General features: G+C 58.8%; 20 protein-coding genes and 1 pseudogene. 7 read left to right on the top strand and 14 right to left on the bottom strand.

Annotated elements, in window-relative coordinates:
- Positions 1 to 68 precede the first annotated feature (68 nt).
- Complete coding sequence (locus AC1DXW_RS25535; RefSeq protein ID WP_007986627.1) at positions 69 to 1,091, top strand: ABC transporter permease; 1,023 nt, start codon at positions 69 to 71, stop codon at positions 1,089 to 1,091.
- Positions 1,092 to 1,144: 53 nt separating this feature from the next.
- Here AC1DXW_RS25535 and AC1DXW_RS25540 read toward each other — a convergent pair whose 3' ends face one another.
- From AC1DXW_RS25540 to AC1DXW_RS25550, 3 genes are read right to left on the bottom strand one after another with little or no spacing between them, the layout of a single operon-like run.
- Positions 1,145 to 1,630 (bottom strand): MaoC family dehydratase, encoded by a 486-nt coding sequence (locus AC1DXW_RS25540; protein WP_477755270.1) that lies wholly within the window; start codon positions 1,628 to 1,630, stop codon positions 1,145 to 1,147.
- Positions 1,631 to 1,643: 13 nt separating this feature from the next.
- The gene (panB, locus tag AC1DXW_RS25545; protein ID WP_477760611.1) at positions 1,644 to 2,486 is read right to left on the bottom strand and encodes a 3-methyl-2-oxobutanoate hydroxymethyltransferase; all 843 of its coding nucleotides are present in this window, start codon (positions 2,484 to 2,486) and stop codon (positions 1,644 to 1,646) included.
- Between the two features lie 25 nt (positions 2,487 to 2,511).
- A complete protein-coding gene (locus tag AC1DXW_RS25550; protein WP_477755272.1) occupies positions 2,512 to 3,129 on the bottom strand; it encodes a LysE family translocator in 618 nt (205 codons plus the stop codon).
- A 185-nt stretch (positions 3,130 to 3,314) separates the two neighbouring features.
- Here AC1DXW_RS25550 and AC1DXW_RS25555 point away from each other — a divergent pair, with 185 nt between their 5' ends.
- Complete coding sequence (locus AC1DXW_RS25555) at positions 3,315 to 3,767, top strand: Lrp/AsnC family transcriptional regulator (RefSeq protein ID WP_151213024.1); 453 nt, start codon at positions 3,315 to 3,317, stop codon at positions 3,765 to 3,767.
- Between the two features lie 114 nt (positions 3,768 to 3,881).
- Here AC1DXW_RS25555 and AC1DXW_RS25560 read toward each other — a convergent pair whose 3' ends face one another.
- From AC1DXW_RS25560 to AC1DXW_RS25570, 3 genes are all read right to left on the bottom strand, one after another.
- Positions 3,882 to 4,808, bottom strand: a complete 927-nt coding sequence (locus AC1DXW_RS25560; RefSeq protein ID WP_477755273.1) for a sugar ABC transporter substrate-binding protein — start codon at positions 4,806 to 4,808, stop codon at positions 3,882 to 3,884.
- 99 nt (positions 4,809 to 4,907) lie between these two features.
- Positions 4,908 to 5,696 (bottom strand): TIM barrel protein, encoded by a 789-nt coding sequence (locus AC1DXW_RS25565; RefSeq protein WP_477755274.1) that lies wholly within the window; start codon positions 5,694 to 5,696, stop codon positions 4,908 to 4,910.
- Positions 5,693 to 6,715 carry a Gfo/Idh/MocA family oxidoreductase gene (locus AC1DXW_RS25570; protein WP_477760612.1) on the bottom strand — a complete coding sequence of 341 codons (1,023 nt, stop codon included), beginning with the start codon at positions 6,713 to 6,715 and terminating at the stop codon, positions 5,693 to 5,695. The genes AC1DXW_RS25565 and AC1DXW_RS25570 overlap by 4 nt, the downstream gene beginning before the upstream one ends.
- Positions 6,716 to 6,926: 211 nt before the next feature.
- Here AC1DXW_RS25570 and AC1DXW_RS25575 point away from each other — a divergent pair, with 211 nt between their 5' ends.
- Entirely contained in the window at positions 6,927 to 8,933 is a 2,007-nt protein-coding gene (locus tag AC1DXW_RS25575; protein ID WP_477760622.1) for a sigma-54 interaction domain-containing protein, read from the top strand.
- Positions 8,934 to 9,087: 154 nt separating this feature from the next.
- On the opposite strand, the gene AC1DXW_RS25580 is transcribed toward AC1DXW_RS25575, so the two are convergent.
- A complete protein-coding gene (locus AC1DXW_RS25580; RefSeq protein WP_477760613.1) occupies positions 9,088 to 10,137 on the bottom strand; it encodes a LacI family DNA-binding transcriptional regulator in 1,050 nt (349 codons plus the stop codon).
- A gap of 182 nt (positions 10,138 to 10,319) precedes the next feature.
- Between AC1DXW_RS25580 and AC1DXW_RS25585 the strand changes: the two genes are divergently transcribed.
- The 4 genes from AC1DXW_RS25585 to AC1DXW_RS25600 are packed head-to-tail and all read left to right on the top strand — an operon-like array spanning position 10,320 to position 13,903.
- The gene (locus tag AC1DXW_RS25585; protein ID WP_477756229.1) at positions 10,320 to 11,432 is read left to right on the top strand and encodes a fatty acid desaturase family protein; all 1,113 of its coding nucleotides are present in this window, start codon (positions 10,320 to 10,322) and stop codon (positions 11,430 to 11,432) included.
- 37 nt (positions 11,433 to 11,469) lie between these two features.
- Positions 11,470 to 11,790: a MocE family 2Fe-2S type ferredoxin gene (locus AC1DXW_RS25590; RefSeq protein ID WP_007991153.1), complete on the top strand. Its 321-nt coding sequence runs from the start codon at positions 11,470 to 11,472 to the stop codon at positions 11,788 to 11,790.
- An 18-nt stretch (positions 11,791 to 11,808) separates the two neighbouring features.
- Positions 11,809 to 13,050, top strand: coding sequence for an NAD(P)/FAD-dependent oxidoreductase (locus AC1DXW_RS25595; RefSeq protein ID WP_477760614.1), 1,242 nt, complete (start codon positions 11,809 to 11,811; stop codon positions 13,048 to 13,050).
- A gap of 1 nt (position 13,051) precedes the next feature.
- On the top strand, positions 13,052 to 13,903 hold the full coding sequence (locus AC1DXW_RS25600) for a sugar phosphate isomerase/epimerase (RefSeq protein WP_477760615.1): 852 nt from the start codon (positions 13,052 to 13,054) through the stop codon (positions 13,901 to 13,903).
- 59 nt (positions 13,904 to 13,962) lie between these two features.
- Here AC1DXW_RS25600 and AC1DXW_RS25605 read toward each other — a convergent pair whose 3' ends face one another.
- The 7 genes and pseudogenes from AC1DXW_RS25605 to AC1DXW_RS25635 all read right to left on the bottom strand — a co-directional run bounded on the left by AC1DXW_RS25605 (position 13,963) and on the right by AC1DXW_RS25635 (position 21,000).
- Entirely contained in the window at positions 13,963 to 14,709 is a 747-nt protein-coding gene (locus tag AC1DXW_RS25605) for a metallophosphoesterase (RefSeq protein ID WP_477760616.1), read from the bottom strand.
- A gap of 560 nt (positions 14,710 to 15,269) precedes the next feature.
- Positions 15,270 to 16,394, bottom strand: a complete 1,125-nt coding sequence (locus AC1DXW_RS25610) for an acyltransferase family protein (protein ID WP_477760617.1) — start codon at positions 16,392 to 16,394, stop codon at positions 15,270 to 15,272.
- Positions 16,395 to 16,712: 318 nt separating this feature from the next.
- Positions 16,713 to 17,621 (bottom strand): MurR/RpiR family transcriptional regulator, encoded by a 909-nt coding sequence (locus AC1DXW_RS25615; protein ID WP_477760618.1) that lies wholly within the window; start codon positions 17,619 to 17,621, stop codon positions 16,713 to 16,715.
- A gap of 97 nt (positions 17,622 to 17,718) precedes the next feature.
- Positions 17,719 to 18,459: pseudogene (locus AC1DXW_RS25620) on the bottom strand (ABC transporter ATP-binding protein); the annotation flags it as partial.
- Between the two features lie 18 nt (positions 18,460 to 18,477).
- Positions 18,478 to 19,590, bottom strand: a complete 1,113-nt coding sequence (locus AC1DXW_RS25625) for a succinylglutamate desuccinylase/aspartoacylase family protein (RefSeq protein ID WP_477760619.1) — start codon at positions 19,588 to 19,590, stop codon at positions 18,478 to 18,480.
- A gap of 8 nt (positions 19,591 to 19,598) precedes the next feature.
- Positions 19,599 to 20,297 (bottom strand): ABC transporter permease, encoded by a 699-nt coding sequence (locus AC1DXW_RS25630; protein ID WP_477756739.1) that lies wholly within the window; start codon positions 20,295 to 20,297, stop codon positions 19,599 to 19,601.
- 13 nt (positions 20,298 to 20,310) lie between these two features.
- Positions 20,311 to 21,000 (bottom strand): ABC transporter permease, encoded by a 690-nt coding sequence (locus AC1DXW_RS25635; protein WP_477756740.1) that lies wholly within the window; start codon positions 20,998 to 21,000, stop codon positions 20,311 to 20,313.
- Positions 21,001 to 21,025 lie beyond the last annotated feature (25 nt).

Below are 21,025 nucleotides of genomic sequence, written 5' to 3' on the forward strand. Positions count from 1 at the left end.
GAGCGCTGCGCACTCGAGCGGGAGCAAGCTCCCTCGCCACACTGATTTCATTTGAAGGGTGAGTGGTTATGAACGCGATACTGGAAAACAAACCGGCAACGGCACCGGTCAAGAGTCGCCGGCGCTTTCCGACTGAACTGAGTATTTTCCTGGTGCTGATTGGCATCGGCCTGGTGTTCGAGGTATTCGGCTGGATCGTGCGCGACCAGAGCTTCCTGATGAACTCCCAACGGCTGGTATTGATGATCCTGCAAGTGTCGATCATTGGCCTGCTGGCCATCGGCGTGACCCAGGTGATCATCACCACCGGCATTGACCTCTCATCTGGCTCGGTGCTGGCGTTGTCGGCGATGATTGCCGCCAGCCTGGCCCAGACCTCGGACTTCGCCCGTGCGGTATTCCCGTCGCTGACTGACTTGCCGGTGTGGATTCCAGTGATTGTCGGGCTCGGTGTCGGGCTGCTGGCGGGGGCAATCAACGGCAGCATCATTGCCATTACCGGGATTCCACCGTTCATTGCCACCTTGGGCATGATGGTCTCGGCCCGTGGCCTGGCGCGTTACTACACCGAAGGCCAGCCGGTGAGCATGCTATCGGACTCCTACACGGCCATCGGTCACGGCGCGATGCCGGTGATCATTTTTCTGGTGGTGGCGGTGATCTTCCATATCGCGCTGCGCTACACCAAGTACGGTAAATACACCTACGCCATCGGCGGCAACATGCAGGCGGCGCGTACGTCCGGTATCAACGTCAAACGCCATCTGGTCATCGTCTACAGCATCGCCGGGTTGCTGGCGGGACTGGCGGGCGTGGTGGCTTCGGCCCGTGCCGCCACCGGGCAGGCCGGGATGGGCATGTCCTATGAACTGGATGCGATTGCCGCCGCGGTCATTGGCGGTACCAGCCTGGCGGGCGGGGTGGGGCGCATCACCGGCACGGTCATCGGTGCACTGATCCTCGGGGTGATGGCCAGCGGGTTCACTTTCGTCGGGGTCGATGCCTACATCCAGGACATCATCAAAGGCTTGATCATCGTGGTCGCGGTGGTCATCGACCAATACCGCAACAAGCGCAAACTCAAGCGCTGAATTTGACTGCAAAAACAGCGAGGGCCAGTTCTGGCTCTCGCTTCGCAATACCATCAACCGGCGGATCCGGCAGCACCGTTGGTGGGATCTCCGTCAGCAATCATCTGTTTGAGGCATTCACGTTCTTCAGTTCCGGGTAGCACACCAGTCGTCGTCGCCTCCAGCACTGTGATTCCCTCTGCGTTGAGTATCCTGACTTCGGCTGTTGCGTGACCGCGTTCATCGATGTCAGCGATGAGCCAATGGCAGGTGATCTGTTCTCCCGCATACACCGGTCGTTTGAACGCGAAACTCATCCCCGTTGCCAGCCAACCGATTTGCCCGCCAATTTCGGTGACGAGGCTGGCTGTCAGAAGACCGTGGGCGATGGGCTCCTTGAACCTTCGAATTACGGCGTAGCGCGCATCGCAGTGAACCGGATTGTAGTCTCGGGAAATCTGCGCGAATTGACGAATATCGTCATCTGAAAAGCAGCGTACTATCGTGAACCGGTCTCCGACCTGTAGGCCTTCGGCAGCACGTTCTCTTGGGCTCTTCATAACGATTCCCTGGTTAAAAAGTATGTTCGGGGCCAGGAAATGTTCCTGCTTCCACCTCAAGTGCAAAGTCCCTTGCCGCGGTGCGAAGTACCGAGCGAAGGTCGGCGTACTGTTTGACGAATCGTGGCATGCGGCCAGTGCGTAGTCCGGCCATGTCCTGCCAGACCAGAACCTGAGCGTCGCACTGGTTACCCGCGCCAATCCCGACGGTCGGAATTGAAATCGCTTCGGTGATCGCTCGACCTGCATCACCCGGCACCATCTCGATTAAGATAGCGAATGCGCCCGCTGCTTCTAACGCTTTGGCACTGTCTATCAGGCGCTGCGCATCCTCGCCACGGCCCTGGACGCGATAGCCACCCAGTTGATGTTCCATCTGTGGTGTGAAGCCTATATGCGCCATGACGGGTATGCCTGCGCTGACGAGCTTCTCGATCTGAGGCAGCACCTCGATCCCGCCCTCCAGTTTGACCGCATGCGCACCGGCTTCTTTCATGAAACGGACGGATGTGTGAAAGCATTGTTCCGCCGAGGCCTGGTAAGAGCCGAAAGGAAGATCCGCAATCACCAGCGCCCGCCGTGTCGAACGGGTGACCGCGCGAACCAGGGGGATAAGTTCGTCAACGGTGACCGAAAGCGTGGACTCATTGCCGTAGACATTATTAGAGGCTGAATCGCCCACCAGCAGCACAGGTATTCCGGCTTCTTCAAAAATGGCTGCGCTGTACATGTCGTACGCGGTGAGCATCGCCCATTTTTGACCCCGCACTTTCATCTGTTTCAGATGCGGGATTCGCACGCGTGTCGCCGGTTGGGCTGGAGGGGCGCTGCCATAGGGTGGAGGTTGGTCACTCATTGTGGTTGTCTCGCTGAAAAATGGATTAACCCGACATCTGCTCGGTGAGCAGAACGACCGCGATGATGATCATGGCCGCTCCAGAGAAACGACTGACCCACTGAGCGGCGGCTGGGCGTGCCTGGAGAACGGCCTGTGAGCCAAATCCAACCAGCAGATAGATAACGCCACAACTGACGGTGTGGACGAGCCCCAACGCAATCATCTGCATTGGGACAGACCAGGTAGCGGTTGCGTCGGTGAATTGTGGCAATAGCGCCAGGAACAGCAGGAACACTTTCGGGTTCAGCCCGCTGACGCAAAGCCCCTTGATCGCCCAGCGTTTCCAGGAGCCCGACACCTGGATGTCGTCAGCATGTGGTGTGGAGGGACGGGCAAGCATGTTGATGCCTAACCAGAAAAGATAAGCCGCCCCGGCAACCGTAAGCACCGTCAAGACAACGGGGTGGCTGGCGACCAGCGCGCCAACACCCGCGGCAACAATCACGGTTGCCATCAAATGGCCGGATAAAAGCCCGCCCACAGCGGGCAAGATGACCCGGCCCTTCAAACCCGCCGAAATCGTGTACGCCCAATCTGGACCGGGCGTGATGACGAACAGAATCGACACCGCCCAGAAAGCAACAAAAATATTGAAGGTCATGGCGCCAGGCACTCCCGTTGATGACACACCGCTCTCTGCATCGTCCCGCTCCGCGAATCACAGGCCGCCTCATCTTTGGTCAAGGGAGTGCGGCGTTAATGGTGAGGGGAAGAATAATGAAATGTTGTTAGAATTAATTTTCAAAAATAATCGTTAATAAGAGCTGATAGGGGAGATTCTTCTAAATGGACAGGATTGATCGAAAGATTCTTTCTGAGCTGCAAAAGGATGGTCGCCTTTCGGTCACTGAACTCGCTGAGCGAGTGGGGCTGAGCCTTTCCCCTTGTCATCGGCGAGTACGGGCACTGGAAGAGTCGGGTGTGTTGCTTGGCTACAGAGCACAGCTGGACCCAGGCGCACTCGGCCTGAATTTTTCAGCGATGGTGTTTGCCACGCTTCGTGAGGGAGACAGGCAAGCTGTCGAGGCTTTCGAGACGGCGCTCGTCGAGATCCCGCAAGTGGTCGATGCCCAGAGGTTATTCGGGGAGCCGGACTATCTGCTGCACGTCATCACTCAGGATTTGCCAGCCTTCCAGCAGCTATACGATGAGAGCCTTTCGACCTTGCCCAACGTACAACGGTTGACCTCGACCCTCGTTATGAAACGGGTCGTTCAGGATAGGCCGCTTCCTTTGTGATGGCGTGGCAAGCCCTGCGGTTTGGTCTTTCGATTTCGCACAACGCTGTTCACCCAACGAAAAACGCCGCTGATTCCCGATTGGGATAGCGGCGTCAACGGTTAGCGTTGGGCGCTATTTGTAATGTTTCTCATAGACGGCAACCTGCTCCGGCGTGATCAGTTGGAAGGGCACCCAGACATCCGTCTCGACCGGCTCACCCTTGATCATTTTGATGGCCGCTTGCAGCGCGGTGGCCGCCTGGGCCTTGGGGTCTTGAAAGACCGAGGCCACCAGCATCCCGCGCCTGATCGCCGCCAGGCCGTCGGGCAGGCCGTCGATGCCGACAATCGCAATCTCGCCTTTGGTTTTGCCGGCCTGCTGCAGTGCCATGGCGGCGCCGATGGCCATCTCGTCATTGTTGGCGACGATGGCATCAAAACTCGTACCGGCCAGCAGCCAGTTGCTGGTCAGGTCCATGCCTTTGTTGCGCTGCCATTCGGCGCTTTGCTGTTCGACAATCGTGATCCCGGGATAGTCCTTGAGCACCTGTTTGACGCCTTCGGTGCGGTCGTGCGTGGAGTTTTGCGCGAGGTCGCCCATGATGATCGCGAGGGTGCCTTTACCTCCCAGTTTTTCGGCCAGGTAGCGCATTTGCAGTTGCCCGGCCTCAATGTCGTTCGACGCCACGGTGACCACGCCTTTGGGCAAGACGCGTTCGTCCGGGTGACGATTGACGTAGACCAATGGTGTCTGCGCTTCGACGGCGGCGCGGGTCATGTTGGCAGTGGCGGCGGTGTCCACGGGCAAGACGATGACCGCATCGACTTTCTGGTTGAGAAAGCCCTGGACCTGATTGAGCTGGCGAACCACATCGCCCTGGGCGTCCTCGAACTGGATCTGGATGTTGTCCTTTTTGGCAGCTTCCTCCAGGCCGCTGCGCACATAGGTCATGAAGTTGTCGTCGACCCTGGCGATGCTGACACCGATGCGATAGCTGGCGGCGGCCCATTGGCTGAAGACGAGTAGCAGCGTGGCAAAAAGTAGTGTGCAGCGACGCATGATGGTTTTCCTTTTGTTGTTATAAGTCGACATTCATCAAATCAAGAGTAAGGGCTGCTGGCGCGCGCAGAATCAACGTCCGGGCGCGCCGCAGGCTCCTCAATCCAGCGTGAACGCTTGCCGGAAACGTTCGAGTGCCGCTTCGCTGTCGCCGCTGGCCCAGCCCTCAAGCCCGACGACACCGGTGTATCCCATACGGAACAAGGCTTTGGCAATGGCCGGGTAATGGATTTCGCCGGTGCCCGGTTCCATGCGCCCTGGGACGTCAGCGACCTGGATTTCGCCGATGGCGCTGCCGGCGCGCTGGATCAGTTCGATCAGGTTCCCTTCGCCAATCTGCGCATGGTAAAGGTCCAGGTTCATCTTCAGATGAGGGCTGCCCACGGCCTCGATCAGCGCCAGGGTATCGTCGGCGCGAGCGAACGGCGTGCCGGGGTGATCCACCTCGGTATTGAGGTTTTCCAGCAGGAACACCCGGCCGGCGTTTTCGCCCAGGCGAGCGATTTTCTCCAGGGTCTTGCAGGCACTCAACCACATGCGTCCGGTGGTGTGAGCCACGGGTTTGACTGGCAAGCCTTGATCGCCCAGACCCGTGCCATGCAGGTTTAGGCTCGGACAATTCAATTGGGCGGCAACGGCCAGCGATTCCCGTGCGCTGTCGAGCAGGTGCCGGATGTCCTCGGAGTCGGTCAAATTGCCCGAGATGTAGCCGGTCATGGAGGTGAAGTCAGCGCCGGTGGCGACCAGGGCGGGAATGTCTTTGCTCGTCCAGCCCCAGATTTCGGCACTGAAGCCCAGTTCATGAATGCGTTTGACCCGTTCGGTGAACGGCAGGTCGAGGAACACCATTTCGGCGCTGATCGCCAGTTTGAACGGAGTGAAACTCATGGCCGGCCTCCTTGTACACGCACTGCTTTGCCCTGCTGGAAGGACTCGATACAGGCGCGGGCAATGGCCAGTGCGGCTTTCGCATCTTCGCCGCTCGCCAGTGGTTTTTCGCCGCTGCGCAGGCAGTCGACAAAGTGATTGAGCTCGGCCACGTAGGCATCACGCAACAGGTCGGTGTCCATACGCTGGGTGTCTGCCTGGATGCCAGCGGCCAGGTAGCGAACCAGGTCAGAGTCATTGACGCTGCCCATGCTCAGCATGCCGGCGCTGCCGAACACTTCGCCCCGAACGTCGTAGCCATACACCGCCTGGAAATTCGCCTCGGCGGTGGCGATGGCGCCGTTGTCGAAACGGATCGTGACCACGGCTGTGTCGAGCAAACCCTTGTCCTTGAAGTCCGGAGCGATCAGGGCATCGGCCATGACAAACACCTCAACCGCTTCGGCGCCGGGATTGAGGTAGCGCAGGGTATCGAAGTCATGGATCAGGGTTTCGAGGAAAATCACCCACTGCGGCGAGGCGGCGGGATTGTTCAGGGCCGGATCGCGTGTCAGCGAGCGCAGCAGTTGCGGTGTACCGATACGTCCGGCGACCACGTCCAGGTGAGCCGCCCGGAAGCTTTTGGCAAAGCGACGGTTGAAGCCGACCTGCAGCGTCACTCGCGCATCGGCAGCCGCAGCGATGGCGCGATCGGCTTCGTCCAGGGTAATGGCCATGGGTTTTTCACAAAACACCCCTTTGCCGGCCCGTGCTGCACTAATCACCAATTCGGCATGGCTGCGGGCTGGGGCAGCGATCAACACGCCGTCGATTTCCGGGTCATCGAGCAATTGCTGTGGATCGGTGTAGACCCGCTGTACACCCAACTCTGCGGCGAGGCGTGCGGCCTGGCCAGGTGTCGGGTCGGCGATGGCGGCCAGGCAGGCACCGGGAATGTGCCGGGCCGCGGTCTGACCGTGGAAGCTGCCCATGCGGCCGGCGCCGATGAGACCCAGGCGGATGATTTTGGATGCACTCATGAAATGACTCCCTTTTATTGTTGTTCAACGACTCGACAGCAGGAATGTCCTCGCTGGTACAAAGCAGAGAGCAAGGGCTGTGCCAATATTTAACTAATTGATTTATAAGGGTTTAATAATATGAATTTGAATTAAGTGTTCATTCTGATGACATGTCTATACTGGCATGTCGAAAATATGAACATAGGGATGCAGAGTGAACCCACCGCCGATGGCCTTTAGCGCGCAAGACCTCGATTACATCGCCGCAATCGGGCCGGCGTCGTTGAGCGAAGGACCGATCGCAGAGCTGGAACAGGCCTGGCTGGCGTGTCTGAGGGGGAGTATCGATCGTCCTGCCGGGGTCCGGCAGGTGATTTGGGACTCCTGGCTGCGCAGCGTCAGTGCTGGCCTCAACCCTGAGGATGGTGCGTACCGGTTTGTCGCCCCCGCCGATCTGGCCGCGACGCTGGCAGCCAATCGCGCGTTGATCGCAGCGGCAGCGGAGGTCATGCGCGGATTGCTGGCGTACAACCCCAGGGGTCATATCAATCTGACCGATGCCCAAGGAACGATGCTGTATTCCTGCGGCCTCGATCTCACGCCGGTGGGCAGCCAACTGCTGGAGTCGGTGCAGGGCACCAACTGCACAGGGCTGGCGCTTGCCGAAGACCGATTGATGTATGTGCTGGCCGAGGAAAACTTCGGGGTCGGCCTGCGTCGGCGGCGCATGCATTGTGCCGCCGCGCCGATCCGGGATGCCCAGGGCCGGACACTGGCCATGCTGACCCTGACCGCAGAGCCCGGCTGGTTTCATTTCCATACGCTGGGCACCGTCCAGGCCGCAGCCGAAGCGGTTTCACGGCAGATGGCGCTGCAGGCCTTGCTGGAAGAACAACAAACCGTGCTTGAAGTGCTGAACGAGGGACTGGTGGTGCTGGATGAGCGCGGCTGCATCAAGGCGCTCAACCGCTATGCCCGGCAATTGTTTCGCGTGGGCCTGGATTTGCTGGGCAGTCCGTTCCAGCGCCTGGGCCGGAGCGAACTGACCAATGAGGTTCTGCTGCGCGGCGGGGAAGGGCAGCAGTCTGAAGGGATAAGAGATCTGGATTGCACCTTTGAATTGCATGATCGCAGCCAACTGGCGTGCCTGGTGTCCGTGTGCTCACTGGAGCAGGGCGGGCGCATCGTCTCGCTGCGGGAGAACCGGCGCATCCGGGAAATTACCCGGCGGATCATCGGCACTCAGGCCAGCTACACCTTTGAAACCATTCAGGGCAGTTCGCGAGCCATTCAGGACGCGTTGCACCTGGGACGGATCGCCAGTCGCAGTGACTCGACCACACTGATCCTGGGCGAAAGCGGCACCGGCAAGGAGTTGTTCGCCCAGGCGATTCATAATGGCAGTGACCGCTGCAGTGGTCCTTTTGTGGCGGTCAATTGCGGGGCCATTCCGCGAGATCTGGTGCAGAGCGAACTGTTCGGGCATGTCGAGGGCGCCTTCACCGGATCGGCCCGCGGCGGTTCGGCCGGTAAGTTCGAATTGGCCGATGGCGGAACGATCTTCCTCGACGAAATCGGTGACATGTCTTTTGATGCCCAGGTCAGCCTGCTGCGGGTCTTGCAAGAAGGCGAGGTGACGCGGGTGGGCGCAAAGAAATCCCGGCAGGTGAATGTGCGCATCATCGCGGCCACCCACCGCAACTTGAGTCAGGCGGTGGCCGATGGTGCGTTCCGTGAGGATCTTTACTACCGGCTCAACGTACTGAACTTGACGGTTCCACCACTGCGGATGCGCCGCGAGGATGTGCCCTTGCTGGCGCAACATTTTCTCGGTCGTTGCGCACGCTCGCTGCGCAAATCGGTGCAGGGCATCTCGCCACAGGCGCTGGATATTCTTTGCGCCCACCACTGGCCAGGCAATGTTCGCGAGCTGGAAAACACCATTGAACGCGCGACCAATCTGGCAGTGACCGAACTGATCGAATCCGCAGATCTACCGCTCGAAATCAAACAAAGACTGCGGCCTTCGGCACCGGGAAGTGTGCCTGAACCTCGGGCAGCCCTGGACCTCGGCACCCATGAAATGAACGCGATCATCACGGCCCTCAGGGATACCCGCGGCAACATCCGCCTGGCCGCCAGACAGCTGAACGTTTCCCGTGGCGGGCTGTACAACAAGATGAACCGGTTTGGGTTGAGCGCCGATGCTTTTCGTGCGAGCCCTGACCTAGGTTGAGTTGACTGAAACACGACCCTGTGGCGAGGGAGCTTGCTCCCGCTGGGCTGCGCAGCAGCCCCAAACCCGATCACTGGGTTCTATCTGAAAGACCACGATTACCATATTGGGGGCGCTATGCACCCCAGCGGGAGCAAGCTCCCTCGCCACAGGTTCAGGGGCGGGCGTTTTCTGAGGTCATGATCTGCAGTGGAATATGAATTCGATGCCGGACAGGATCGAAGTCCGGCGTGGTCTGCAATTCGATCAGCAAGTCGACCAGCGCTGCCGCCAGCAATCGCGGCTGGGAATCGATGACCAGGCTGATCAATCCCTGCGCCATGGCCTGGCGCGACAGCTCGGTCGACTCTTGCAGGATGCAGCACAACGACGGTCGTTTCGGTAGCTGCGACAGAGCACTGATGATGCCGTCGCCGCCACCGCCGACCACGCACACACCTCGCAAGTCGGCATGCCGCGCCAGCAGGTCCAGCGTGGCCTCTTCGGTGATGTCGTTATTGTCCAGGTTGATCACCGCTTCAAGCAGCCGCAACCCCGGTGCGTGCTCTGTCAGGTAACTGCGCAGCCCCTCGACCCGCGCCTGATGGCCGAGGAAACGGTGGCCACCGAGCAACACCCCGACGCTGCCTTTGCGGGCGCCACAGGTGTGAGCCATCAGCCAACCCATGGTGCGTCCGACCTGGTGATTATCCTGGCCGATATAAGGCTCATCCGCCGCCTCGTGGATATCGGAGAGCAGCGCAATCACCGGCACGCCGGCCTCTCTGATCTGAGCGATGGCGGCATTGATCAATGGATGTGCAAAGCTGACCACAGCCAAGCCATCGCACTGCACTGCCAGTTGTTCGATCTGGGCAATGATCGCGCTGGGCGTGCGATCGAAAACGTACTCGAATTGAATGCTCAAGTTGGCGCCGGTTTGACGCTGTGCTGCTTCAGTGATGGCGGCGGCCACGTTGCTATAAAACGCCTGGGCGGTGCCAAGCAAGAGGATGCCGAAACGGTAGCTGGGACGTCGTTCGCGGATCCGCTGGCCGATCAGTCGGGCAGCGAAATAACCCACCGCCTCGGCGGCCTGGAACACCTGTTCGGCGGTGTCCGGGTTGACCGGCGCCCTGGCGTTGAGCACCCGGTCCACGGTGGCGACACTCAAGCCAGCGTGCTCGGCGACGGTGGCGATGGTTGGGCGTTTAGTGGTGTTCATGGCGGCCCCGGCAAACGCTTTGATAGAAAACTATCAAGCTTCAATGGGCCTGGATGATAGCTTGATAGGGAATGTAATCAAGGGCTTGAGGGTAATCAGTGCGCTCTCTATCTTTTCGCAAGCGATGTGATCCCGCATCGAAGCAAGTGCCCAAAACCATCAAGCTTGCGGAGAACAATAAAATGCCTGAACAAAACGCAGCCTATGAACGCCCCGATAAACCCGTGCCTCGGGATTATCGATTGATCGGTCCCGAAGCCGCCAAAGCGGCGGAAAAAGGCCTGGTGTCAGCCAGTTGGTACCAATCGCCCATTTCCCGTAAACGCATGAAGGAATTGATGCAGCGCCGCGACGGCCCGGCCTTGCGCGATACCGCGATCTGGCTGCTCTCGATGGTCGTCACCGGGTTCGGTGGCTACTGGTTCTGGGGCTCCTGGGCCTGCGTTCCGTTCTTCTTCGCCTACGGGTTGCTCTACGGCACGGCGTCGAATGCCCGTTGGCATGAAGCCGGTCATGGCACGGCGTTCAAAACCCGCTGGATGAATGATGCGGTCTACCATTTGTCGAGCTTCATGTTCATGTTCGAACCCCATGTCTGGCGCTGGAGCCACGCCCGGCACCACACCGATACCATCATCGTCGGCCGCGACCCGGAGATCGTCGAGCCGCGCCCGCCGAGCCTGATCATGATGGTGCTAAGCCTGTTCAGGATGCCTTATGCAATCAAAACGATGTGGTCGGTCTGCCGGCATGCGACCGGGCGAATGGCTGAAGAAGAGCAGACCTTCATCCCCGAGTCCGAGTGGCCCAAGGTCTTTACGGCGGCGCGCATCTGGCTGGTGATTTATGGGCTGACTCTGGCGGCTGCGTTGTATCTGCAGAGCTGGTTGCCGCTGATGTTTATCGGTTTGCCAACCCTGTACGGCGGCTGGCTGTCCTACCTGTTCGGCCTGACACAGCATGTCGGCCTGGCCGAGGATGTGCTCGATCATCGCAGCAACTGCCGGACCATTTACATGAACCCGCTGCTGCGCTTTATGTACCTCGACATGAACTATCACCTCGAGCATCACATGTACCCGATGGTGCCGTTTCATGCGCTGGCGCAGCTTCACGAAGAGATTCGCCACGACTGCCCGCCGCCGTACACCAGCCTGTTCGAGGCCTTCCGGGAAATCCTCCCGACTATCTGGAAGCAGCGCAAAGACCCGACCCATTACGTGCGTCGCCCTTTGCCCCAACGCGCAGCGCCGGCCGCCAACGCCCAGGCAGAACCTGAAGCAACGCCGGCCTGACACCTTCCCGTTTTTACCACTAACAAGAGAAAACGCCATGACCGATCAATGGATCGATGTCTGTGCCGTGGGCGAAATAAATGAAGAAGATGTCATTCGTTTCGACCATGGCCCGCACACCTATGCCGTCTACCGCTCCGCAGACGACGAGTTCTTCGCCACCGCGGGTCTGTGCACCCATGAGTCCATCCACCTCGCCGATGGCCTGGTGATGGAGCATGTCATCGAGTGCCCCAAGCACAACGGACGCTTCGACTACCGCTCCGGCAAAGCCCTGGGTGCGCCGGTGTGCGTCAACCTCAAGACCTATCCGGTCCGGGTCGAGGCGGGGCGTGTCTTGCTCGCCATTTCGGTTTAACTGCCCGGAGTCTGTGCCATGAATCCTGCCAATGCTCCACTGGTTATCGTTGGCGCCGGGCATGCCGGTGGCCGCGCGGCCCTGACCCTGCGGGCCGAAGGTTATCGCGGTCGCCTGATCCTGATCGGCGACGAATCCCACCCGCCCTACGAACGTCCGCCGCTGTCCAAAGGGCTGTTACAGGGCACGGTTGAACTGGCGGGTTGCAGTTTGTGCGATAGCGCTCGACTCGCCGAACTGGACATCGAACACCTGGCCGGTAACCCGGTGAAAAAACTCGATCCGCAGCAGCATCGATTGCAGTTGGCCGACGGCAGTTGGTTGCATTACGCCCGTCTGTTGCTCGCGACCGGGGGCAGGGCGCGGCTGTTACCCTCAGTGCCCGGGCATCTGCCCAACGTACTTTATCTGCGAACTCACGACGAAGCGGTCGCACTGCGCGATTCGCTGCAGCCAGACGCCCGATTGGTGATCATCGGCGGTGGCTTCATTGGCCTCGAAGTCGCCGCCACCGCCCGTGCCCTGGGTTGCACGGTGACCTTGCTCGAAGCCGGGCCGCGCCTGGCAGGTCGTGTCCTGCCTGAGCGATTGTCCAGTGTCCTGCTGCAATTGCATCGCCGCCAGGGCGTGGACGTCCGGCTGAGCGTGGCCATCGAAACGGTGCTGGGCGCCACTCGCGCCGAGGCGGTGCAACTGGTCAACGGCCAGTTGTTGCCCTGTGACCTGATCGTGGTGGGCATCGGCATGCAACCCAACACCGAGTTGGCCATGGCCGCCGGGTTGGAGGTGGGTCAGGGCATTCGTGTCGATGCGCAGCTGCGCACCAGTGCGCCGGACATCTTTGCGGCAGGCGACGTCTGTGAATTTCGTCTGCACCCGCAAGGGGGGTTCCAGCGTCAGGAAACCTGGCGCAACGCCGAAACCCAGGGCCATCACGCCGCTTTGAACCTGCTGGGGGGCGAACAGCCCTTCGCCGTCATTCCCGGTTTTTGGTCCGATCAGTACGACTGGGGGCTGCAAACCGTGGGCGTCATCGTCAACACCGAACCGACGGTGAGCCGGACAACCCCGGGTGGAGGTTTCCTGTTGTTCTACCTCGATGCCGAACAACGTCTGCTAGGAGCTTGCGGCTGGGGGCAGGGCAATAGCGTCGCCAGGGACATCAAGTTGTGCGAACGGCTGATCACCCACCATAACCCCCTCTCGGTGGTCGCTTTAGCCGATGCCGATGTATCGCTCAAACAATTGTTGAGGAACTGACATGCGCGAATTCCTGGTGTTTCAGTCCTTGTGGGCCATGCAAGATCACCGTGGCCAATGCGACCTTTCCATTGAAGCGCAACTGGAGCAAATCGCCGCCGCTGGTTTTGACGGCATCACCGACCATTTCTGGAAGGCGCCACAGGCTGCACGTCTGAGCGCTGCTGCCAAGGCGCAAGGCCTGCAAATCGAAGGTCAACTGTTCCCCCGGACCGTGGATGATCTGGCGGTCGCGCTCGATGTCGTCTCCCGCTACGGCTGCCACCACCTCACGCTGCAGGCCGACGTCCGGCCGCGCACGCTGGCGCAAGCCATCGAACTGATCGAAGGCTGGCAGCGTCTGGCCGAGCAGGTGGACTTTCCGATCCTGCTGGAAACCCACCGTTATCGCCTCACCAGCGACCTGTTGTTCACCCTCGACATTCTCGCGCAAATGCCCGACCTCAAACTGTTGGCCGACTTGTCCCACTACGTCGTGGGCCGGGAATTGCCCGAGTCGGCCACTCCCGAAGACGACGAACAGATCCTCACCATCCTGCGCCACAGTTGGGGCTTTCACGGTCGGGTCGCCAGCGGCGAACAGGTCCAGGTGCCCTTGAGCTTCGCCCAGCATCGAGCCTGGCTGGACCGATTCCTGGGCTGGTGGCGCTACGGGATCGAGGATTGGCTGGCCCGCCCGAACACTCCCGCCAGCCTGTCCTTCACCTGCGAACTCGGCCCGCCGCCTTATGCGATCACGGGGGCTGATGGGCGTGACATCACGGATCGCTGGGCGGAGGCGTTGATGTTGAAGGAACTGATGCGTGGGGTGTGGAGCGACTGCAAGGTGCGAACGGCTACGTCAAAAGATTGATCTCACCGATCAGGTCATCGATTGTGATGTTCCATGCCATTCGTGGCGGCAGAAGGTGGTTAATACCAGTCGTGACTGAACTTTGGGTTGATTGGTGGGATGCATTGCAGGGTGGCGAGATCCAGCAGCGTGAAGTGGCCATCCATCCAGCCGGCAGTGTCGATGTGATACACGTTCCCGAGTACGGCAGGCTGACTCAGAGGCGTGTGGCCCACGATCACTGCCCGAACACCCTCCACGCCTGATTGGTTTTCTTCAGTGATCCGCTTGCGCGACCACAGGAGCATTGCGGCTACGTGATCCGCTTCGAATTTCGATCCGGATAGTGCAGAGATCATTTCTCCCCAGCTGCCCCGAGGTACATCGGCGTGCACGATGCCTATCAGGCCTTGCGCCGTCTCGACCTCGATCACCAGCGGCAAGGCCTGGAGAATGTTCGCGTAGCAGTCCTGCTCAATGCTGGAGAGGCCGTAGAACCAGGCTCCACCATTGATCAAGTGCATGTAGCTTTGAGCGCCGGTGCAGCCAGCGGCGTACGAATCGACGGTCATCTGCTCATGATTGCCGCGCACAGCATGAAACCAGGGCTTGCGTAAAAGCCATTCATCGACGTCCAGAGATTCAGGGCCTCGGTCAATCAGGTCTCCGACGCTGAACAGTCGGTCTTCCGACGGTTCGAAGCCGGCCTTGTCTAGCGCAGATTGCAGTCGGGTGAAGTGTCCGTGAATATCGCCGACAGCGAAATCCCGACCCGCCGTGTTTGCGGCGAAGCGCTTCACGCGCGATACCTCGGTCGTTTGGAGCATGCAAAGTCCTCCGCTTGCCGTTCACCGGCAGGCTGGCAGGTCAATTATGAAACAAATAAAAATAAGTGGGAGGGGCGGGAGATGCCGTTCGGCTAACGTTGATCGTTCACCCCGCCAGTTTCCGCCCAACTACACACCGCAAACTCCAAGATAGCCATAGATCCTACCTTTAAAATGTGGGGTTCATGGAGCGCTTACGGTCGAAGACCCCTGAAGGATGCCAGTGATTGTCGAGCAAGGTCTTCAGCATTCGGTGAGTCACTGCTGCCGCCAACTCTGCCGACTGGCGTACAAACAAGTGGCAGACCGTCACCAGTTCAGGCCGTAGTACTGTCACGTCGCCGCTTACCTGCCTGGAAAAATCCAGAGTGAAACTCTCGAAGCTTTCAAGAAGTATGAAAAAGAAGATGGGGAGCCAGGGGGGGATCACTCCGTCCCGCCCCCTTTTTATTTTTGAGTGTTCGGCTGACATCCTTGGCAGTCAGCGACTCGAGATCTTTGAAAAAATACCGCGTCGCGTTGAATCAGTTTCGCTGATCAGGACGGCTGCTCCAAAAGCATTAGTTGGCCAACATCACCCGCTTGAATTTTGCTTTCGAAAGCTGCGACCCGTAACTTCTAAGTGGAGTTTCCACAAATTGGTAGGAAAACTCTGCAATCACTCCAGTTAGTACTAGTGCGATGAGGACGGCAAATATTTTATCGGTTTCAAGTGTGAGATCCGTATACCCTGATTGAAGGCATATTTCTCTTACAATTGCAAATATAGGGTTGTGAACAAGATAAATGGAGTAAGAGCGCGATCCGATGTGAATGGCGATCTTTCGGAGGCGGCCATTTGAGCCCGTAAGGTTTAGATTTCCCGAACACAGGAGCACAACCAGGCTTGAAGTGATTGCGACAAATCCCATGAAATAGGGGGACCAGCCGATTTTTGCTGTGATGATGGGTAAGGGAATACAAATCAATAATGCAAGTTGTAATGTTTTTTTGTTCTTGGTAGAGAAAATACTTGATATCCGCTGTGGGTAGTAATGCCAGGCCAGCGCGATGAGGGTGCCGTAAAGCAATGCGTCGCTTCGAATAAACCAAAGCAATGTACCCCACGGACGTATCTGTGTGGAATGGTAAATTGCCACTGCAAGAAAAGGGATGATCAATAATTTGCGATTAGGGGTGAAGAACAAAATGATGGGGAGAATTACATAGAACTGTTCTTCTAGCGACAAGCTCCAGTAGTGCCATAGTGGAGTTGCGCTGTTTGAATTTTCAGTGTACCAGATGTATATATTTTGGATATTCAACATGCCGAATGTCCAAGAGTTTACCATGTTCTCTTGTGAGCCAAATGTCCTGGAGACGTCAAAGGCAAATGAAATTGCCAACGTTATGGTCGACCAGAAAATCGCTGCGGGCCACAATCGAAACAACCGCCTTGTCCAAAAAGATCCGGCAAAACGCAGGAACTGATCTTGCTGGTTCGAAGCTTTTATCAATGATGTCGTTATAAGGAATCCGGAAATGCAGAAGAATAAATCTACCCCTCCACCCAGCCAGAAATAGGTAGTCCATTTAAACCAATCCGGATTTAAAAGACCCAGATGGGCAACGAAAGTAATAGCGATGGCATAGGCACGCAATACTTCGATGTCCAGATTCTTTGTTTCGCTAACGGAGGGTGTCATGCGCTACCTGCGAATCAAGAAAGTTTTATTTTTTTCGGCGCACGATTCTATAAGCTAAGCCATGCGCTGTCGATAAGTCGGTGGCCAGTCGTTTTTATTCAGGACGATCTACATTCGAAGCGATGCAGACATGAGCATCACACCGCAGCAATTGCTGCAAATCTTACCCCGTGGCCGGCGCCTGATCCGGCTTTTTACGCTCGCTCTAACCCCGCCTGTTCCCGATTTCAGCATGTTGGCGCCAGGCGCGTAGTCGTGCGGGCACCATGACATCAAGGAGTGCGCAGTGCTGTGGGGGCGCCCCCCCCCCAAGAAATATCACTTTTTCGGCGATTTACTGCTGGAAGGAATATGCAGGTAAGACATCACGCTTTCGGTCAGCTCTGTCGCCAACTTGACGGCTTCTTTATTGCGGGCCATCACACCCGCCACCAATCCTTCGATCAAGGCGAGCACGGCGATGTTGGAGCTGGTCATGACCGGATGGTCGGCGGGGGCAAATAGCACGTGTTCGGCAATGCTGGTGAGAGGCGAGGCAGGTGAGTCGGTGATTGCCAGCACCGAGGCGCCGCGCTCATTGGCAAAACGCGCGAGTTGCAGGGTGTCGAGGGAATAGCGCGGCAGGGAAATCGCCAGCAATACATCCTGATCGGTGATTGCGGCCAGGCGGTAAGCGGCGTTTTCGTTGCCGCCTTCCATGCTGATGGCGGTGGCGTCCGCACAGAAGGGCATCAGGGTCGAGGCGGCCAGGCCTGCGAAGTAGACGCTGTTGCCAAAGCCGAGGATGTAGATTTTACGCGCCTCGGTCAGGCGGGTGACGAACGCTTCAAAGGCATCTTCATGGTTGTTGGTCGCCGCCGTGGCGAGGTTGCTGGTGGCGCTCTGGATTTGCTCATGCAGGCCAAATGCACCACCCGGTCGATGCGCCAGTTCATTACGAAGCTTGTCGACCGGCGACACCATCTGCTGCAAAGTCGCCACCAGCTCGGCCTTCATGCCGGTGTAGCCACCCAGGTTCAGAGCCTTGGCCAAACGATTGACCGCGGCTGGCGAGGTGGATGTTTCATGAGCCATTTCTTCGATAGTCAGCGTCGCAGCCCTTAGCGGGTGACGCAGGATGAAATCCGCCACTTTGCGCAGTGATGGCGGTAAATCGGTAACGATTTCCGTCAGTTTGCGCATCACCGGCGCGGCATAGACCGTGGTGTTTTTCGTGGGGGTCGGCATGTCCGGCTCTGCAGTTCCTGAGGGTTGGAGATGGGGCTGGGGCGGGCGCATAACCTGTKGGAGCGTGGCTTGCCCGCGAAGAACGATAACGCGCAATGCGCTGGAGACGCTCGGATTGTGGATTGACCAGCACTTCACGCGGATTGCCGCGCTCTTCGACCCGCCCCTTGTGCAGAAACACCAGTTGATTGGAAACCTCGCGGGCAAACCCCATTTCGTGGGTCACGACCACCATGGTGCGTCCTTCGAGTGCGAGATCCTGCATGACTTTAAGTACTTCGCCGACCAGCTCGGGGTCGAGTGCCGAAGTCGGTTCATCGAACAGCATCACTTCAGGTTCCATGGCCAATGCGCGGGCAATCGCCACGCGCTGCTGCTCACCACCGGACATATGCGCCGGCCAGGCGTCCATGCGGTGTGCCACGCCGACTTTGTTCAGGTAGTGTTCGGCTTTTTCCCGGGCTTCTTGCTTGTTCATGCCCAGCACATGCACCGGAGCTTCCATGACGTTTTCAAGGGCAGTCATGTGCGACCAGAGGTTGAAGTGCTGAAACACCATCGATAGCCGCGAACGCATGCGTTGCAGCTGCCTGGGTTCGGCAGCCTTGAGCCCGCCGAGTTTATTGGTCACCAGTTTGAGCTGTTCGCCATTGAGCACGATGTTGCCAGCGTTGGGCTGCTCCAGCAGGTTGATGCAACGCAGGAAGGTGCTTTTACCAGATCCACTGGAGCCGATAATGCTGATGACGTCACCGGCTTTCGCTTCCAGAGACACGCCCTTGAGCACTTCGTGGGCGCCGTAGCTTTTGTGAAGATCCTGAATTTCAAGTTTGTACATGGTTTCAACTCTCTGGAATCAGTCGCTGAGCAAACGGCCTTGGCGAATAGGGGTGTTACCGGCCACCTTGGCCAACCACAAACCAGGCTGGGCAAAGCGCAGGCGTTCACGGGCATACAGGATGCCGTCGGTGCTGGCGTGCACCACGCTGTGCTGATCGGTCAGCGGATCGATCACTTCGAAGAGCGGATCGCCGACCTTGACGTGGGCACCCAACGGTTGCAGATAACTCACCACCCCCGGGTGCGGCGCATAGGCGTACTGCGCACCGGCGAACGGTGTCGCCTCACAACGGCTCGGTGGCGCTGCAGGCCAGTCGCCGCTGATCAGGTCTTGCTCGGCGAGATAGCCGAGAATGGCCTGGGCACTGTCGACGCATTGCTCGCGCTCGGTGTCGGCCATGCCGCGCAATTCAATCGTGGTGGCCACGCACGCCAGCGGAATATTGGCTTCAGGAAAGCGCTCGGCCAGGTGCAGCCAGGGGATTGCGCAGGCTTCATCGAAGGCGTTGCCTCCCGCAGCCTCGGCGAGCAGGGCCACGCCGGCGCCGAGGCGGGCGGCCAATGAGCGCAAGCGTGACCAGTTTTGCGGCATGGCATACAGCAGCATGATCGACTCGAAGTCGCAGTGCAGGTCCAGCACCACATCGGCATCACAGGCATGCTGCAGCAACAGGCGCCGCAAGCCATCGAGTTCCGATGTCGGTGCCGGCATGTTGGTGAGGGCGTCGCCCATGGCGCGGCGGATCAGTGCGATGTTGGCGTTGGCATCGTCGCCCAGTTGACCTTCCAGTTGCCTTGTCACGGCCTCGGCGAGTTCCGGGAAGTCGCGATTGAAATTCTTCCCGCTGGAGAATTCAAAGCGCCCCTGATGGGTGGCCTGGAACATCTGTGCGATACCAATCGGATTGGCCATCGGCACCAGTTCGATCACCCCGTTCAACAGGCCTTGCTCTTCCAGTTCCAGCAGACGGCGCTTGAGCTCGACGGCGACGCGCATCCCCGGCAGTTCGTCGGCATGTAGGGAAGCCTGGATGTAGGCCTTGCGCGGCCCGCTGCCAAAACGAAACAGCGACAGCTTTCGTTCTGTGCCCGAGGCACTCCACGGCAAAAGGTATTGAATGTGCTTCATAACGCTCCTTAGTGCTTGCGTGGTGCCAGATAGGCCAGCCAGCGGCGCTCGGCCAGCTTGAACAGGCGAACCAGGATGAAGGTCAGGGCCAGGTAGATGAGACCGGCAGTGATGAATGCTTCGAACGGCAGATAGAAGCGCGAACTGACGGTTCGCGCGGCTCCGGTGATATCCACCAACGTGACGATGGACGCCAGGCTGGTGGTCTGCAGCATCATCAGCACTTCGTTGCTGTACTGCGGCAGCGCCCGGCGCAAGGCCGACGGCAGGAGGATGCGGCGGTACAAGGTCAGGCGCGACATGCCCATGGCTTTGGCGGCTTCGATCTCGCCGTGGGCCGTGGCCTTCAAGCTGCCGGCCAGGAGTTCCGCGCTATAGGCGCTGGTATTGATTGCGAAGGCCAGGCAGGCACAAAAGGTCGCGCTGGACAGGTAAGGCCAGAACGCGCTTTGGCGTACCGCTTCGAACTGCGCCAACCCGTAGTAGATCAGGAACAATTGCACCAGCATCGGGGTGCCGCGAATCACGTAGGTGTAGAGCCAGGCCGGGAAGTTGATCAGTGGTGATCGGGAAACGCGCATCAGCGCTATCGGAACCGCAAGCACCAGGCCAACGGCCAGGGAAATCAGCAGCACTTTCAGGGTCACCAATGCGCCGTTGAAATACAGCGGCAGGTTTTCCCATATCAGGTTGTAGTCGAGAATCATGGGGGGCTCCCAGTCACAGTTCGGCGGCTTTGATGCCGACCGAGTAGTGTTTTTCCAGATAGCGCAACACCAGCAATGACACGCTGGTCAGCATCAAGTAGAGCGCGGCAACCGCGAGGAAAAATGTGAACGGCTCATGGGTGGCGTCCGCTGCGTTTTTGGCTTTGAACATCATGTCCTGCAAACCGATCACCGAGATCAGCGCGGTGGATTTGGTCAGTACCAACCAGTTGTTGGTGAACCCGGGAATGGCGAAACGAATCATCTGCGGCACCAGAATCCGCCAGAACACCTGAGCGCCACTCATGCCATAAGCCGCGCCGGCCTCTGCCTGACCTTTAGGGATCGCCATGAAGGCGCCACGAAAGGTCTCCGAGAGATACGCACCGAAAATGAAGCCCATGGTGCAGACACCGGCGATGAAGGGGTTGATGTCGATGTACTGGGTGTAACCGAGTGCGAGGGCAATGCGGTTCATCAGATCCTGGCCGCCATAGAAGATCAGCAGGATCAGCACCAGGTCAGGAATACCGCGAATCAGGGTTGTATAACCTTCGCCCAGCACCGCCAGCCATTTGAACGGCGACAAACGAAAGGCCGCGCCGATCAGTCCCAGGGAAATGGCCATGGTCATGGAGGTCAGGGCCAGATTAATGGTCAGCCAGGCGCCATCGAGAATGCTCGATCCGTAGCCGTGGAGCATGATGAAGTTCCTCAAGCGAGCGCCG

The sequence above is a fragment of the Pseudomonas sp. P4_C4 genome (assembly GCF_056402055.1).

Bases quoted from the DNA above. Each gene is read 5' to 3' on its own strand.
- AC1DXW_RS25585 (WP_477756229.1), top strand. From the start codon at position 10,320: ATGCCTGAACAAAACGCAGCCTATGAACGCCCCGATAAACCCGTGCCT.
- AC1DXW_RS25635 (WP_477756740.1), bottom strand. From the start codon at position 21,000: ATGCTCCACGGCTACGGATCGAGCATTCTCGATGGCGCCTGGCTGACC.
- AC1DXW_RS25560 (WP_477755273.1), bottom strand. From the start codon at position 4,808: ATGCGTCGCTGCACACTACTTTTTGCCACGCTGCTACTCGTCTTCAGC.
- AC1DXW_RS25630 (WP_477756739.1), bottom strand. From the start codon at position 20,297: ATGATTCTCGACTACAACCTGATATGGGAAAACCTGCCGCTGTATTTC.
- AC1DXW_RS25555 (WP_151213024.1), top strand. From the start codon at position 3,315: ATGGACAGGATTGATCGAAAGATTCTTTCTGAGCTGCAAAAGGATGGT.
- AC1DXW_RS25580 (WP_477760613.1), bottom strand. From the start codon at position 10,137: ATGAACACCACTAAACGCCCAACCATCGCCACCGTCGCCGAGCACGCT.
- AC1DXW_RS25535 (WP_007986627.1), top strand. From the start codon at position 69: ATGAACGCGATACTGGAAAACAAACCGGCAACGGCACCGGTCAAGAGT.
- AC1DXW_RS25610 (WP_477760617.1), bottom strand. From the start codon at position 16,394: ATGACACCCTCCGTTAGCGAAACAAAGAATCTGGACATCGAAGTATTG.
- AC1DXW_RS25540 (WP_477755270.1), bottom strand. From the start codon at position 1,630: ATGAAGAGCCCAAGAGAACGTGCTGCCGAAGGCCTACAGGTCGGAGAC.
- AC1DXW_RS25600 (WP_477760615.1), top strand. From the start codon at position 13,052: ATGCGCGAATTCCTGGTGTTTCAGTCCTTGTGGGCCATGCAAGATCAC.
- panB (WP_477760611.1), bottom strand. From the start codon at position 2,486: ATGAGTGACCAACCTCCACCCTATGGCAGCGCCCCTCCAGCCCAACCG.
- AC1DXW_RS25590 (WP_007991153.1), top strand. From the start codon at position 11,470: ATGACCGATCAATGGATCGATGTCTGTGCCGTGGGCGAAATAAATGAA.
- AC1DXW_RS25605 (WP_477760616.1), bottom strand. From the start codon at position 14,709: ATGCTCCAAACGACCGAGGTATCGCGCGTGAAGCGCTTCGCCGCAAAC.
- AC1DXW_RS25550 (WP_477755272.1), bottom strand. From the start codon at position 3,129: ATGACCTTCAATATTTTTGTTGCTTTCTGGGCGGTGTCGATTCTGTTC.
- AC1DXW_RS25625 (WP_477760619.1), bottom strand. From the start codon at position 19,590: ATGAAGCACATTCAATACCTTTTGCCGTGGAGTGCCTCGGGCACAGAA.
- AC1DXW_RS25565 (WP_477755274.1), bottom strand. From the start codon at position 5,696: ATGAGTTTCACTCCGTTCAAACTGGCGATCAGCGCCGAAATGGTGTTC.
- AC1DXW_RS25570 (WP_477760612.1), bottom strand. From the start codon at position 6,715: ATGAGTGCATCCAAAATCATCCGCCTGGGTCTCATCGGCGCCGGCCGC.
- AC1DXW_RS25595 (WP_477760614.1), top strand. From the start codon at position 11,809: ATGAATCCTGCCAATGCTCCACTGGTTATCGTTGGCGCCGGGCATGCC.
- AC1DXW_RS25575 (WP_477760622.1), top strand. From the start codon at position 6,927: ATGGCCTTTAGCGCGCAAGACCTCGATTACATCGCCGCAATCGGGCCG.
- AC1DXW_RS25615 (WP_477760618.1), bottom strand. From the start codon at position 17,621: ATGCCGACCCCCACGAAAAACACCACGGTCTATGCCGCGCCGGTGATG.